Origin of the sequence: Martelella mediterranea (assembly GCF_021021415.1) — a bacterium.
Classification (GTDB): domain Bacteria; phylum Pseudomonadota; class Alphaproteobacteria; order Rhizobiales; family Rhizobiaceae; genus Martelella; species Martelella mediterranea_C.
In genome coordinates this window covers 109,091-122,792 of the sequence record NZ_JAINWJ010000008.1, presented here as the reverse complement: position 1 = coordinate 122,792, position 13,702 = coordinate 109,091, and the positions used below count along the sequence as shown (strand labels likewise).

14 protein-coding genes are annotated in these 13,702 nt (G+C 61.3%); 10 read left to right on the top strand and 4 right to left on the bottom strand.

Annotated features, from left to right (window positions below):
• Positions 1–19 precede the first annotated feature (19 nt).
• Positions 20–790 (bottom strand): HpcH/HpaI aldolase family protein, encoded by a 771-nt coding sequence (locus tag K7H91_RS06180; RefSeq protein WP_230719328.1) that lies wholly within the window; start codon positions 788–790, stop codon positions 20–22.
• 131 nt (positions 791–921) lie between these two features.
• Here K7H91_RS06180 and K7H91_RS06175 point away from each other — a divergent pair, with 131 nt between their 5' ends.
• On the top strand, positions 922–1,749 hold the full coding sequence (locus K7H91_RS06175) for an IclR family transcriptional regulator (protein ID WP_230719327.1): 828 nt from the start codon (positions 922–924) through the stop codon (positions 1,747–1,749).
• 122 nt (positions 1,750–1,871) lie between these two features.
• Here the strand turns inward: K7H91_RS06175 and K7H91_RS06170 are convergent, their stop codons facing one another.
• The 3 genes from K7H91_RS06170 to K7H91_RS06160 all read right to left on the bottom strand — a co-directional run bounded on the left by K7H91_RS06170 (position 1,872) and on the right by K7H91_RS06160 (position 5,090).
• On the bottom strand, positions 1,872–3,377 hold the full coding sequence (locus tag K7H91_RS06170; protein ID WP_230719326.1) for a tripartite tricarboxylate transporter permease: 1,506 nt from the start codon (positions 3,375–3,377) through the stop codon (positions 1,872–1,874).
• A gap of 4 nt (positions 3,378–3,381) precedes the next feature.
• A complete protein-coding gene (locus K7H91_RS06165; protein ID WP_230719325.1) occupies positions 3,382–3,897 on the bottom strand; it encodes a tripartite tricarboxylate transporter TctB family protein in 516 nt (171 codons plus the stop codon).
• Positions 3,898–4,127: 230 nt separating this feature from the next.
• Positions 4,128–5,090, bottom strand: coding sequence for a Bug family tripartite tricarboxylate transporter substrate binding protein (locus K7H91_RS06160; RefSeq protein WP_230719324.1), 963 nt, complete (start codon positions 5,088–5,090; stop codon positions 4,128–4,130).
• A 209-nt stretch (positions 5,091–5,299) separates the two neighbouring features.
• On the opposite strand from K7H91_RS06160, the gene K7H91_RS06155 reads away from it, so the two are divergent.
• The 9 genes from K7H91_RS06155 (at position 5,300) to K7H91_RS06115 (ending at position 13,683) form a co-directional block, all read left to right on the top strand.
• Positions 5,300–6,523 (top strand): MFS transporter, encoded by a 1,224-nt coding sequence (locus K7H91_RS06155; RefSeq protein ID WP_230719323.1) that lies wholly within the window; start codon positions 5,300–5,302, stop codon positions 6,521–6,523.
• A 104-nt stretch (positions 6,524–6,627) separates the two neighbouring features.
• The gene (locus K7H91_RS06150; RefSeq protein WP_230719322.1) at positions 6,628–7,533 is read left to right on the top strand and encodes a helix-turn-helix domain-containing protein; all 906 of its coding nucleotides are present in this window, start codon (positions 6,628–6,630) and stop codon (positions 7,531–7,533) included.
• A gap of 14 nt (positions 7,534–7,547) precedes the next feature.
• Positions 7,548–8,438, top strand: coding sequence for a 3-keto-5-aminohexanoate cleavage protein (locus tag K7H91_RS06145; protein WP_230719321.1), 891 nt, complete (start codon positions 7,548–7,550; stop codon positions 8,436–8,438).
• 11 nt (positions 8,439–8,449) lie between these two features.
• The gene (locus K7H91_RS06140; RefSeq protein WP_230719320.1) at positions 8,450–8,899 is read left to right on the top strand and encodes a PaaI family thioesterase; all 450 of its coding nucleotides are present in this window, start codon (positions 8,450–8,452) and stop codon (positions 8,897–8,899) included.
• Positions 8,900–8,986: 87 nt separating this feature from the next.
• A complete protein-coding gene (locus K7H91_RS06135) occupies positions 8,987–9,760 on the top strand; it encodes an HpcH/HpaI aldolase family protein (protein ID WP_230719319.1) in 774 nt (257 codons plus the stop codon).
• Positions 9,761–9,764: 4 nt separating this feature from the next.
• Positions 9,765–10,664, top strand: coding sequence for a hypothetical protein (locus K7H91_RS06130; protein ID WP_230719318.1), 900 nt, complete (start codon positions 9,765–9,767; stop codon positions 10,662–10,664).
• A 28-nt stretch (positions 10,665–10,692) separates the two neighbouring features.
• Positions 10,693–11,610 carry a DUF6282 family protein gene (locus tag K7H91_RS06125; protein ID WP_230719317.1) on the top strand — a complete coding sequence of 306 codons (918 nt, stop codon included), beginning with the start codon at positions 10,693–10,695 and terminating at the stop codon, positions 11,608–11,610.
• Between the two features lie 304 nt (positions 11,611–11,914).
• Positions 11,915–12,484, top strand: a complete 570-nt coding sequence (locus K7H91_RS06120) for a hypothetical protein (protein WP_230719316.1) — start codon at positions 11,915–11,917, stop codon at positions 12,482–12,484.
• Positions 12,485–12,726: 242 nt separating this feature from the next.
• Positions 12,727–13,683, top strand: a complete 957-nt coding sequence (locus K7H91_RS06115) for a TAXI family TRAP transporter solute-binding subunit (protein WP_230719315.1) — start codon at positions 12,727–12,729, stop codon at positions 13,681–13,683.
• The last annotated feature ends 19 nt before the right edge of the window (positions 13,684–13,702 follow it).

The following is a 13,702-nucleotide window of genomic DNA, read 5'->3' as shown; positions in this document are numbered from 1 at the left end:
TATGTCACTCTCCCGAAAATCAGTTCAGAACGCCGGCAAAACGGGCCAGCGTGTCCTTTGCGCCCTGACGCAGGAAACCCTGGTCGGACGCCATGATGAAACCGGTAGCGCCCTGGTCCGAAAGCGTCCTGGCGTCGTCGGGAGCGCCGGACATCACGAAAACCTTGCGCCCCGCGCGCGCTGCCGCGGCCGTGATCGCCTCCACCGCCCCGACCACCTCGGCGGCGGCCTGGCTCTCGGCCTCGAAGGCAACCGTCAGGTCGCCGCGACCGATGAAGAATGCGTCCACGCCTTCCACTGCGGCGATCTCGTCAAGCCGGCCGATGGCCGAGCGGTCCTCGATCATCGCGATCACCGCAACGCCGTTATCCTGCGCCGCGATATGCTCGGCCATTGCGATCGAACCGTAGCGGCCGGCCCGCGTGGTATTGGAGAAGCCCCGCGCCCCGCCCCGGTAGCGTGCGGAGGCGACGACCGCCTTTGCCCGCTCGGCGCTGTCGACATGCGGCACGAGAACGCCGTCGGCGCCGCTATCGAGAACCCGGAGAATGTCTTCGATCCGCGACACGCGCACAACGCCGGCGATGCCGGCGTGGTGGCAGGCCATCAGAATGCGGTCCGTGGTTTCCGGATTGAAGGGCGCGTGCTCCTCGTCGATGACGACGAAATCGTAGCCCTCCTGCGCGAGTATTTCGGCGGCGTGCGTGGTCGGCGTCTTCAGGAAGGTGCCGAACAGCCGGTCTCCGCCCAGTACGCGATGACGAAATCCCCTGGCCAGATCCTGAGCCATCTCCACCTCCCATTTTTCTCTTGCGTATTGCTGATCGCAACATTATATTGCTTACCGAAACACGGTTACTGCGACCTGTCCCGATTGTCAAGCGGGTGAATTCCAGGCGTATCGAAGGATGAATTTGCAAGATGCCGAAGATCAGCGGTGAAGGAAGCGATGGGATTCAGGGCGTGGTGCTCACTTTGCGAACGCTGGAGGCGCTTGCGCGCGCAAGGGGGCCGATTGGCGTTACCGAGCTGGCCGAAAAGCTCGGCACCACGAAAACGCGTGCTCACCGCCATCTTCGCACCCTCGTGCAAGAGGGCTATGCGAGCCAGCACGACGAAACCGGAAGATACCGGGCGGGCGGGCGCCTGATCTCGCTCGGCCGCCTTATGACCGAAGCGTCCAATCTGGTGGACCTTGCGCAAAATGACCTGCGTCAGTTGCGCGACACGTTGGGCCAATCCTGTGTGCTCTCCCAGTTCGAACACAGCGGAGCGCGGATCGTGATGGCGCTTTCGGGCCGGTCGCCGATCGAGATCGGCGTGAAGCCGGGCTCGCTTCTCCTGTTCCACAACTCCGCCCAGGGCCGGGTCATGCTGGCCCATGCCGACTCCGAGTTCCGGGAGACGATACTGGCCCGTCCGATGTCCGCGCCAACCGCGGAGACGATCACCACGGTGGAAGGCGTCAACGCCGAACTCGAAAAGATCCGCAAGCAGGGTTGGGCGACGGCGGCAAACCAGACCGCGATCGGACTGAACACCCTGGCCGCCCCGCTGTTCGACGCCACGGGAGGCATCGTGGGCGCCGTCGGCATCGTGGACCTCGTCCAGTTCCTGCCGCCTCAGCCCGACCAGACAAAGATCGACGCCGTCATGCGCGCCGCCCGCCAGATTTCTAGGAAACTCGGCTATGAGGGCGACCGCGAAGAAACCGACGCTTCAGACGCTTCCCCACCGCCCGCGCTCTGATATCCGCGACCCGCATAGCGAGGGCGTTCTCTTTCATCCGCATTCTTGTCGGCGTTTTTCAGGGTTAGATCACGGACCATCAACATCCAGGTCTTGTGAGCAGCGGCGGTCGTTTCGGCATGTCAGTCTTCCTCGACAAACACTTCGGCGCGGCGCCTGCTGATTGCGGGAAGGAAGACCACAGCGAGCACGAAGGCTGACGCCAGAAGCAACATGGCGCTGATGGGCCGGGTCAGGAACACCGAGAAATCGCCGTCGGACAGGATCATTGCTCGCCTGAGGTTCTCTTCCATCATCGGGCCGAGCACGAAACCGAGCAGAAGCGGCGCGGGTTCGCAATCCAGCTTGCTGAGGCCGTAACCGACACAACCGAAGAACGCCATGGCAAACATGTCGAAACTGTTGTTCGAGACGCTGTAGACCCCGATGGCTGAGAAGCCGAGAATGGTCGGAAACAGGAAATGGTTCTTCACCCGCAGCAGCTTGACCCATAGGCCTACCAGCGGCAGATTCAGCACAACCAGCATCAGGTTGCCGATCCACATGGAAACGATGAGGCCCCAGAAGAGCCGCGGCTGTTCGGTGACAAGATTCGGCCCGGGCGCGAGGCCCTGCAGGATCAGCGCGCCGGCCATCAGCGCCATGATCGGGTTTGAGGGAATGCCGAGGGTCAGCATCGGGATGAACGAGGTTTGCGCCCCGGCATTGTTGGCCGATTCAGGTCCGGCCACGCCCGCCAGCGCGCCGTGGCCAAATTTTTCGGGGACACGCGAGATTTTCTTTTCAATTGCATAGGAGGCGAAGGAGGAGAGCATCGCTCCCCCTCCCGGCAGCACGCCGAGCAGCGAGCCGAGCGCCGTGCCTCGCAGAATCGGGCCCGCCGATTCCCGCATGTCCTTGCGGCTGGGAAAAAGGCTTGTCACCTGGGCGTGCGCCGCAGGCTGGTCGGTTTCATGTTCCAGTCCGCGCAACACCTCGCCGATGGCATAGAGCCCGACGCCGAAGGCCAGGATCGGGATTCCGTCGGCGAGATTCATCGTTCCAAAGGTGAAACGCATATCGCCGGTGTAGACATCCGTACCGACGGCGCCGAGAAGGACGCCAAGGACGATCATGGTCAGTCCCTTCAGGACGGAGCCATGGGCGAGCGCGATCGAGGCGACGAGGCCCAGAACCATCAGCGAGAAGTAATCGGGCGGTCCGAATTTCAACGCCATCGAGGTCAGAGGCACGGCAAAGATGGCCACCGCCAGCGTGGCGATGGTGCCGGCAAAGAAGGAACCGATCGCCGCCGTTGCAAGCGCGGTGCCGGCCTTTCCCTGTCGCGCCAGCTGATAGCCATCGATGGCGGTCACCGCGGAAGAGGCTTCTCCGGGCAGATTGATGAGAATGGCCGTGGTGGAGCCGCCATACTGCGCGCCGTAGTAAATGCCAGCCAGCATGATCAGCGATGACGCGGGCGAAAACGAGAATGTGACTGGCAGCAGGATCGCGATGGTGCCCATCGGTCCGATTCCCGGCAGAACGCCAATCGCAGTGCCTAGAAAGCAGCCTATGAAGCAGAAGAGCAGATTGGATGGCTGGAAGACTGTCTCGAAGCCGAGCGCGAGATGGGAAATCAGATCCATGAATTCAACCTTCGAACAGATTTCCCCACAGGGGAATCGGCAAGCCCAGGAGATAGTGGAACACCAGCGCGCAGAAGAGCGTGAAGCCGGCGGCGAGCAGCAGGGCGTTCTGAAGACGCGCGAACCTGCTGGCAAACGACACTTCGAACACCGTCAGGAACATTGTCAGCACCAGGCCGAGAGGCCTGATCCCGAGCCCGAAGATGATCGGGGCCAGAATGACCGGAACGAACCGGCGCAGCGGAACGAAAACGATCGGCTCTGCCTGTCCTGCCGGCTGCAGGATGCCAATAAGCAGGGCCAGGATGGCGAGCACGACCGAGAGGACCATGGGGAAAAATCCGGGTCCCATCTCACTTGGCGTTCCCATATCCAGTGTCAGGTAGGCGTAGAGGCCGGTGCTGAACGCAAGGCACATCAGCAGACAGGCAAAGACATGGTCGCGGGTTACCGCGATGGATGCCGGGCGCGGCCGATCCTGCCGCTTGCGTGCCGGACGCCCGGCCATTTCTTCGGTCATTGTGTTCTCCCCGGCAACGGCAAGCTGCGTCATGAACGCACCGGATTGCCCGACTTTGTTATCGATTGCTTCACCAAGTCCTGGCGGCATTTGCGCAGAACCTCGCGTTCTTCCGTATCGGAAAACCCGCTTGAGCCATTTGCGGCCGCTCGCATCCCGTCTTTGGGAGGGGCTGAACGATCAGGACAGGCGCGATCGCGAGGGTTGTCCCGATCGCCCGCGCCCGCTCGTTACTTGATGTTGTATTTCTTTATGATCGGCCGCCAGAATTCTTCTTCCCCGATCACCATGTCGTGGAATTCCTGGGGCGTCGTCCAGGCTGCGACCTGCCCGATGGCGGCGAATTTGCTGATCGTTTCCGGCTCGGAAAGGTACGACTTGAGCGCCGCGCTGATCTTCTCGATGACCGCATCTGGCGTTCCCGCCGGCGCCATCAATCCGCCCCAGGGAGCAGAGACGATATCGACGCCGGATTCCTGAAAGGTCGGGGTATTCGGCAAAAGCGGCGAGCGCGCTTCCGACGCGATTGCGATCGGCTTGAGCGTTCCGGCCTGAAGCTGCTTCATATAGACATCGCCGAGATAGTCCACCGTCATGTCGAGGTTGCCCGACAGCATGTCTGTGGCGATGGCGTTGCTGCCGTTATAGGGCACGGTCTTGAAGTCGAGGTCCTGCATATCGCGCAATGCGAGCGTGATCATGTGACCGTAGGAGCCGACGCCGTTGTTGCCAGCGGAGACCTCGCCCGGATGTTCCTTCATGTAGGCGATCAGCTCCGGCAGCGTGTCGGCGGGAAAATCCTTGCGCACGGCCAGAACAATGTTGCCGTAGGAAATGCGGGAAATATAGGTGAAATCCTTCTGGGGATCGTAGGGCAGGCTGTTGCGCGTATTGATGAAATTCGCGGTGGGCCCGGGATAGGCGGTGGCGAGCGTGTAGCCGTCGGGGGCCTGGCGGGCCGCATATGCCGTGCCGATGGCCCCGCCGGCTCCCGGCCGGTTGTCGAAGATTACAGTCTGGCCGAGCGACTGTTCCAGCCCGGCCGCGGTCATACGCATCAGCGCGTCGGAGCCGGCGGCGAAGGGATGAACGATCGTGATTGGCCTGTCCTCGGGCCATTCAGCCCGCGCGCTGCTGGCGCCCACGAGAAGGACCGCATAAAGGGCAAGCGCCAACGTCTTCATGAATGTCATCGTATGTCTCCTCCCAAAGACAATTCCCGAACGCCAAGCTAGGCGTGAACACGGGAAGAGTCACTTTCTAAACAGAAGGGTTTCATTCACAGAAACGGTATTGTTTCCTGCTGGCTTCCTCCGAGTGGCGGGACGAGGCTTGCGAGGCAATCGGATCCTGCGGGTGCGCGGAATCCCTCGACATCTCCATCGGCAGGCGCCACTCCGACATGCGAAGCATCATCATCAGCGCTTTCAAGCTGCGCACATACCGGGTTCTGGCCATCGGGAACACGGTCTCAATGCTGGGCGTATGGATTCAGAAGGTCGCCGCTGGATGGCTCGCATGGGATATCAGCCATTCCACTGTGTGGCTTGGCCTTGTCACAGCGGCTGACTTAATCCCCGCCGTTCTGTTCAGTTCATTCTTTGGCGTCATGGCCGACAATCACGACAAGGTCAGATTGCTGCGGATCGCGCAGGTCATCGCCATCCTGGAGGCCCTTCTGGTCAGCGCGCTGGTCTTTGCGCAACTGATGACGGTCGAAATCCTGTTCGTTCTGACGCTCGTGCTGGGAGTCGCCAACAGTGTCGATCAACCCTCGCGGCTTTCGCTGCTGCGCGAGGTTCTGCCGGCCGACTATATCCCGGCGGCCGTTGCCTTCAACTCGCTCAGCTTCAATATCGCGCGCTTCGTGGGTCCCATGCTGGCCGGGCTGACGATCGCTCTCGGCAGCATCGGCTTCACTTTTCTTCTGTCGGCGGTGATGCTCGGTTGGTTCCTGGCCGGCCTGCTAACGCTTCCTGTCGCCGCGCCGTCCGCAAAAAGGCCCAAGGCCAGTCTCCTTGGCGACATGGCGGAAGGCTTCGCCCACGTCCTGCGCAATCGCATACTTGCCCAGACCATGGTCATCGTCATTCTGTTCGGGTGTACTGTCGGCGGCATAAACCAGATGCTTCCGGCTCTGGCGGCAAAGGTGTTTTCGCGCGGGGTCGAGGGCTTCCTGCAACTGACCGTGGCTGCAGCGCTCGGCGCGGTCGCCGCCGGCATGGTGGTCTTTCTTCTTCCGGAACGGCGCAGCGTGTCCTTCGGTCAACCGGCGTGCTTCGCGCTTGCCTCGCTTGCGCTTGCCGGCCTTGCCGTGACCGATCATTATCTCCTGGGCGCCGGTTGCCTGTTCCTGGCCACATTCGCGTCCACTCAGTCCGCGATTCAGGCGCAGTCTGCGCTCAACAGGGTCTCCCCCTCCAACGCGCTCGGCCGTGTCATGGGCATATATGGTGCGGTCGTTCGGGGCGCGCCGGCCCTCGGTGGGGTTGTGATCGGGTCTTTTGCCTCGTTTGTGCCTTTTGCGCCGATCCTCATCGCTTGCGCCGCGCTGATGGGTCTGTTTTACCTCTGGCTCCTTCGCGAGAAGGGTCGAAGCGCGTCACCCTCCCGTTTCAGCGACTGAAATGCCTGCGGTTCGGTGTTTTGCTTTTCAACAAACCGGCTTAGTTTTCTTATCGACGGTCGAACATCCCGAAGATGAGGAGCCGTCGCGGGGAGGAGGGCCGGATGAGCATGGACATGCAATCGAGGCTGAGGGAGCGACGACCGGCTCCAGCGCAGGACAAAGGGCTTTCACGCGAGAAGCCGACGCGAGGGGGACTCGACAGCGTGATGTCATATGTCCCCGTGGAGGCCGTCCAGCGCGCATTTCAGGTGCTCAGAACGCTTAACGAACTGCGTTTCGCTTCCGTGGGCGAGTTGCACCACCGAACGGGCATTTCGAAATCCACCATCATTCGTATGCTCGAAACCATGATCAACGACGGATATGTGGTTCGCGACAGCTTTCTCGGCGGCTACCGGCTGACGTCCGAAGTGCAGGCATTGTCCTGCGGCTACGATGGCACGCCGATGCTGATCGAGGCGGCCCGCAACGCCACTGTCGATCTAGCCCACCAGATCAAATGGCCTATCAGCATCGCCACGCCCTGCGACGGTCTGATGGTGATCAAATACACCACCAATTCGATCAGCCCATGGGCGTTCCCATTCGCAGTGCTCCATATGCGTTTGCATATGACAGTCAGCGCGCTCGGGCGCTGTTACCTGGCCTTTTGCAGCGACGAGGAACGGGAAGAACTGATCAGAAAACACCATGAGCAGCACTTCGTCGATGGCGCGCCGTATGGGCTGGAACGGCTAAGGCGGTCGGTCGAGCAGGTAAGATGCAGCGGGTATGCGACGCCGGACGCGCTCTACCACCCCAAGCGTCTGCAATTCGTCGCCGTTCCGATCCTGCTTCGCGGGCGGGCGGTCGCTGCCATGGGCACCGGCTATTTCCGTCGTGCCGTGCCCGGTGACCGCGTCGAGAAGACCATTGTCGAACCGATGAGGGAAGCCGCGGCCAGGATCAGCGTCGAACTCGAACGTATCTATCCGGATGAGGCGGGAGTTGAAGCCCGCAATCCCTGACAGGAAACAGCAAGATGAAACGTAAAGTCATTCTCACCTGCGCGCTCACGGGAAGCGGGGTTCTCGGGTCGAACAGCACCTATGTTCCGATAACCCCGAAACACATCGCCGAAGAAGCCGTTGCCGCCGCAAGGGCTGGCGCATCGGCTTGTCACGTGCACGTGCGGGATCCGGAGACGGGAGCCGCCTCGATGAAGCGCGAGCTCTACCGCGAAGTGGTGGAACGCATCCGCGAGAACGGCGTCGACATGATCCTGAACCTGACGTCGGGGCTCGGCGCGCGTCATGAGCCGGCGTTCGAAGAAGATGCCATGCCCGGCATCTCCGTCATGCCGCCGCTGCGTCGCGTCGAGCACATCCTGGAGCTGCGGCCGGAAATGTGCACGCTTGACCTCAACACCATGAACACCCCGAATTATGCGATCGTCAATGCGCCGAGCCACCTGCGGGCGCTGTCCCGCATGATCCAGGACGCATCGGTCAAGCCCGAACTGGAAGTCTTCAACCCCGGCGACATCGATATCGCCAGGCGGCTGTTGCAGGCCGGAGACCTTCCATCGCCACCCTATTTCCAGTTCTGCCTCGGCCTGCCCGGCGGCGCGCCGGCGACGCCGGAATCGATGATGCTGCTGAAATCGATGCTTCCGCCGGATGCGATCTGGTCCGCGTTCGGGATCGGCCGGTTCCAGATGCCGATGCTGGCGCAATCGGTCATTCTCGGCGGCAACTGCCGCGTGGGGCTGGAGGACAATCTCTATCGTGAATACGGTGTGCTCGCCAAAAGCAATGCCGAGCTCGTCGAGCAGGGCATCGCGATAATCGAGGGCCTGGGCTGTGGCGTTGCCAGCCCCGACGAGGCGCGCGCGATGCTCTGCCTGCCGGATGCCAGAAAAACCGCCGCCTAGGGCCGAAAACCATGACAGACGTAGCCTTTGACCCGGCCGCACATGGCTGGTCCCCTTCGCGCGAGCAGCGTTTCCCGGCACCCCTCGTCACGCTCTGGCACCGTCAGGCCAGCGGTTTGCCCAGTATCGGCATTTTGTGCACGGCCGCGCATGGCAACGGCAATGGCGCAATGCATGGCGGGCTTCTGGCAACGCTTGCCGATATCGGTCTGGGCCGCGCAGTCGGGATGCACCGCAATGCCCACCTGAAGGAAGGCGAGCCGAGGATCGTCTCCGCCACCATCCAGCTCGATATCAGCTATTGCGGCCGCGTCGAGATCGGCGAGTTTGTCTGCAGCACGGCGCGGATCGAACGCACAACACGGTCGCTGACCTTCGCTTCGGGCGAGCTGCGATGCGGCGAACAGACCGTGGCAATGATGCAGGGCATCTTCAAGATCATACGCCGCGCTGCCGGCTGATCGCAGTTTTTCAACCCGTGAAACGACCTTCGAAAAAGGCTCCCCGTTGGCCGGGTACCGGTCTATCCAGAGGTGAGGAGATTTTCCATGTCCACACAATTCGCCGAGCGGTTTCGCGGAAAAGAGCGGTTACTCGGAACCTTCGCGAAATTCCCCACGAGCCATGCCTGCGAGATACTGGGGGAGGCGGGGCTCGATTTCGTGATTATCGATCAGGAGCACGCCCCGCTCGGGCGCTCGGCGCTGGACCAGATCCTGCTCGGATGCAAGGTCTCGGGCCTGGCTGGCCTGGTGCGCGTGCCCGATTTTTCAGATGTGCTCTGCGCGCTTGATACCGGAGCGGCCGGCATTCTCGTCCCGCATGTCTATGATCTCGAACGGGCGCAAAAGCTGGTTGCCCTTGCCCGTTACCGCGGCGGCGAGCGAGGATTTTCAAATACCAATCGCGCCGGCGGATATGGCCGCGTCGGCATGCATGACCATATCGCGCGGCAGGACAGGGACGTACTTGCCCTCGCCATGATCGAGGACCAGGCGGCGATCGAGAATGTCGATACCATTCTTCGGCTTGACGGCCTTGACGGCATCTTTGTCGGCCAAGGAGACCTGACTGTTTCCATGGGTGCGGAAAGCCCAAGGTCGCCCGAAGTCCGCGACGCGGTTTCAAAGGTTTTGGCCGCGGCGCGCAATGTCGGCAAACCTGTCTGCATCATGGCGGCCGATGCCGAGGGGGCCTCCTTCTTCGAAACCCTCGGCGCAAGCGCCTTTGTTGTTTCCAACGATCAGGGCCTGATGCGACAGGCCGCGCTGCGCCTCGTCGACGCGTTCAAAGCCATACCGGCGCCCGCATTGAAGGAGTGAGACAATGTATCCCAAGGATGATCCCCGTTCCACGCTTGCAGGCGGTTCCGCCGCCGGCAGGGGCGCGACCGCATTCAAGGCTGCCCAATACGCCCGTTTCTACGCCACCGAACCGGTCGAAAGCGGAGACAATGTCAGGACCTGGTACGCGCGCGGCCAGAATCTCGTCATCGCTTACAGTGAGGGACGGGAAGGGCTGGTGCTCGAGCGCGAAAGTCAGGTGGACGAATATGCCGTCCTGCTGCCGGATGCCGGAACCCGGATCGCCATTGTCGCCGGTCGATACAGCAAAACCGTGGAAGGGCCGGCGATCGCCTTCGTCCCCGGGGGCCCCAGCACGGTGCGTCTGCTGTCCGGCGGGCTGGTTATCCGGCTGGTCACGACGCGCAACGAGGATATGGCGTCTCTCTGCGACAATGCGGCCGCGTATGATACGCCGGACCCCAACGTCGCGCCGTTCCAGCCTTGGCCTGGGCCGATCGAGCCCGGCATCCACGCCTACAGTCTCGACGTCCCCGACGAAGCCGGGCGCTTCGGCCGCATTTTCCGCGGTTCGACGGTAATGGTGAACGTCTTCAGGGAGAGCCCGCCGCGCGATACGCGAGCCATGTCGCCGCATCACCATGACGATTTCGAGCAATATTCCCTGTGCCTGAAGGGATCCTACATCCACTATCTGCGCTGGCCCTGGACCACCGATCTGTCGAACTGGCGGCCCGACGATGCCGAGCAGTGCGATGCGCCATCCGTGGCCGTGATCACGCCGCCGGCCACCCATACATCGAGAAGCATGGACCCAGCCGGCAATCTCCTTGTCGATATCTTCAGCCCGCCGCGCTCCGATTTCTCGGCGAAGCCCGGCTGGGTGCTCAATGCCGCGGATTACCCGCTTCCAAACGCCTGAAAACCAACCTGAACGGAGGTACTTTCAGATGATGACGCTTGACCAACAGCCGCCGCGCACGCAGGAACGCGAAGAACAAATCAGCGACCTTCTTCAGGGAGCGGTGGACCTGCACTGCCACTCCGGTCCTGCCGCGTTCCCGCGCAGGATCAACCACCGTGAAGCAATGGTCGATGCCGGCTCTGCCGGGTTCGACGCCATTGTGTTCAAGGACCACTTCTATCCTGGTATGGCCCATGCGGAACTTCTGAACCAGCTCTATCCCGACAGCCGGGTGAAGACCTATTCCGGCGTCGCGCTCAACAATGCTGTCGGCGGCATCAATCCCTATGCGGTGGATCACGCCGTCAAGCTCAACGGCAAGATTGTCTGGATGCCGACCTTTTCGGCCAGGAACCACATCGAGAAAAGCGCCACGGAAACAAAGAACTATCCGAAGAGCAAGGCTCCCATGCTCGAGCAGGCGCCGCTCACCGTGCTCAATGATGACGGCAGGCTCACCCAGGAGGCCCAGGACGTGCTCGATGTCATCGCCGCCGGCGACATCATCCTTGCGGGCGGACATCTCGGCGTTGCCGAACTGAAGATCCTGTTTGCCGAGGCAATCAGCCGCGGCGTCAGGAAAATGCTCGTAAACCATCCGACCTACGTCATCGGCTGCGACGAGCAGGACATGAAGGACATGGCACGCATGGGTGTTTTCATGGAGCATTCGATCTGCATGTTTATCGAGTGCCGGGGCCGCAAGCATCAGCCGGACGAATTCGCCCGTCTTGTCGACGTGGTCAGCGAGGACAGCACGATTCTCGGTTCGGATCTCGGTCTCGTCAACATGCCTCTTCCGGTCGAGGGATATCGCGAGATCGTCAACACCATGCTCGACCTGCAGTTTTCCGAAAGCCGGATCCGCAAACTGGTGGGCCGCAACGCAGCCAGCTTGATCTGACGACCCGGCCGCTCCGCGGACGCCGCCGTCTCCAGGGCGTGTGAGATGCCTTGAAGCCCGACCACGGCTGTATTGCCGCGACGGCGTGATGCGCTGTGCGCGAAAGGTCGACTTCCCGGCTATTATTGGTCTGCCTCGATGGTTCCCAGCGCGGGAAAAACCACCGTTTCATCCGGCGTTTCCCTTCCATCACGGCGCATCTGCAATCAGGCCCGCGGGCCGGCTTGGCGGAACCCGATTCAAATGGTTATGCTTCCGCCGCCGCCCTGGACTGGGGCGGGTGAGCTTGAAACGGGTAGCGGACATGGATGCGTATGGACATTTGCGGATATTGGTCAGCCTCATCCTCGGCCTGGCGATCACGCGCGTGCTGTCCGGTCTTTCCCGCCGCCTGCAGGAGCCGATCAAGACCAACGGCATGCATGTCCAGATCGTCTGGTCGCTGGTGCTTCTTCTCGGCGCCGTGCACTTCTGGTGGTGGGAGTTCGCCCTTCGCCTGATCGCCCAATGGAATTTCTGGATCTACATATTCGTTCTGTCCTACGCCTCGCTGTTTTTCCTGATGTCGACCCTGCTTTATCCCGACCACATTCAGGGGCAGGTTGATCGGGAGGATTTCTTCTTCCGGCGGCGGTCCGCGTTCTTTGCCCTGTTCGCGATCTCCTTTGCTTTCGATCTGGTCGACACGCTCATCAAGGGACGAGAGCACCTGACGTCCCTTGGCGTCTGGTATGGCTTCCGCCTCGTTGCCGGAACCGTGGTCGCCCTGATCGCGATGAGAACCGAAGACAACCGGAAACTGATGTGGCTTGGACTGGGCTGGCTTGCAGGCAACACCGTCTGGATCACCGTGCTCTACGGCGCTCTGAACTGAGCGGCGCGTTTTGCGACATTCAAACAGTTTTTTGTTCCGGCACTGCGGGACTGCACTTGCTTATCAAGTTGGCAGGTTTCCGCCAGTTTCCCTGTTTTGTCGGCGGATTGTTGCCGAAGTGAAATTGCGGAATTCGTGTAAGCCATTGTAATTAATATTATTTCTTATAAAAGACCGCCTCCGCTAAAATCATTTGCAGCGCTGAACTTGGGAGACGGCGCTTGCACAATTGGAGGAGAAAAATGTCTTACCGTTTCCACAGATATGCTTTCGCCGCTGCAACCGCGCTTGCGGTCTCAGTTGCCTCGACATCGGCGAAGGCGGATGAATTCATCAATATTCTCACCGGTGGCACCTCGGGTGTATATTATCCGCTCGGCGTGAGCCTTTCGAAGATCTATGCAGAGAATATCCCCGGGGTCCGGACGCAGGTGCAATCGACGAAGGCGTCGGTCGAAAACCTCAACCTGCTGCAGCGGGGCAAGGGCGAACTGGCGTTCGCGCTCGGCGATTCCGTCCAACTTGCCTGGGAAGGCGACGCGGAAGCCGGCTTCAAGGAAAAGCTCGACAAGCTTCGCGGCGTCGCGGCGATATACCCGAACTATATCCAGATCGTTGCCGCCAAGGAGAGCGGCATCACCGATTTCGAGGGCCTGAAAGGCAAGGCGCTCTCGGTCGGGGCGCCCAAATCCGGCACGGAACTGAACGCGCGCAAGATTTTCGAAGCCGCGGGCATGAGCTATGATGACCTCGGCAAGACGGAATACCTGCCTTATGCCGAATCCGTGGAGCTGATCAAGAACCGCCAGCTGGATGCCACGCTGCAGTCGGCGGGACTGGGCGTTGCGTCCATCAAGGATCTTTCGACCTCTGTCGACATCACTGTCGTGGCCGTCCCAGAGGATGTCACGGCGAAGCTCGGACCGCCCTATATCGCGGGCACGATTCCGGCCGGGACCTATCAAGGGCAGGATGCTGATGTCGCAACGGTCGCGGTCGTCAACTTCCTCGTCACGAGCGAGGACGTGTCTGAAGAGACGGTCTATCAGATGACCAAGCAGATGTTCGAACACCTTGGTGAACTGCAGTCGGCGCACGCGGCCGCAAAGATGATCAAGTTGGAAAACGCGACCCAAGGCATGCCTGTGCCGCTTCATCCGGGCGCCGAGCGTTACTACAAGGAAAAAGGCTTGCTTTGAGCCTCCCTTGGAGAGCAAG

Bases quoted from the DNA above. Each gene is read 5' to 3' on its own strand.
- K7H91_RS06180 (WP_230719328.1), bottom strand. From the start codon at position 790: ATGGCTCAGGATCTGGCCAGGGGATTTCGTCATCGCGTACTGGGCGGA.
- K7H91_RS06175 (WP_230719327.1), top strand. From the start codon at position 922: ATGCCGAAGATCAGCGGTGAAGGAAGCGATGGGATTCAGGGCGTGGTG.
- K7H91_RS06170 (WP_230719326.1), bottom strand. From the start codon at position 3,377: ATGGATCTGATTTCCCATCTCGCGCTCGGCTTCGAGACAGTCTTCCAG.
- K7H91_RS06165 (WP_230719325.1), bottom strand. From the start codon at position 3,897: ATGACCGAAGAAATGGCCGGGCGTCCGGCACGCAAGCGGCAGGATCGG.
- K7H91_RS06160 (WP_230719324.1), bottom strand. From the start codon at position 5,090: ATGACATTCATGAAGACGTTGGCGCTTGCCCTTTATGCGGTCCTTCTC.
- K7H91_RS06155 (WP_230719323.1), top strand. From the start codon at position 5,300: ATGCGAAGCATCATCATCAGCGCTTTCAAGCTGCGCACATACCGGGTT.
- K7H91_RS06150 (WP_230719322.1), top strand. From the start codon at position 6,628: ATGAGCATGGACATGCAATCGAGGCTGAGGGAGCGACGACCGGCTCCA.
- K7H91_RS06145 (WP_230719321.1), top strand. From the start codon at position 7,548: ATGAAACGTAAAGTCATTCTCACCTGCGCGCTCACGGGAAGCGGGGTT.
- K7H91_RS06140 (WP_230719320.1), top strand. From the start codon at position 8,450: ATGACAGACGTAGCCTTTGACCCGGCCGCACATGGCTGGTCCCCTTCG.
- K7H91_RS06135 (WP_230719319.1), top strand. From the start codon at position 8,987: ATGTCCACACAATTCGCCGAGCGGTTTCGCGGAAAAGAGCGGTTACTC.
- K7H91_RS06130 (WP_230719318.1), top strand. From the start codon at position 9,765: ATGTATCCCAAGGATGATCCCCGTTCCACGCTTGCAGGCGGTTCCGCC.
- K7H91_RS06125 (WP_230719317.1), top strand. From the start codon at position 10,693: ATGATGACGCTTGACCAACAGCCGCCGCGCACGCAGGAACGCGAAGAA.
- K7H91_RS06120 (WP_230719316.1), top strand. From the start codon at position 11,915: ATGGATGCGTATGGACATTTGCGGATATTGGTCAGCCTCATCCTCGGC.
- K7H91_RS06115 (WP_230719315.1), top strand. From the start codon at position 12,727: ATGTCTTACCGTTTCCACAGATATGCTTTCGCCGCTGCAACCGCGCTT.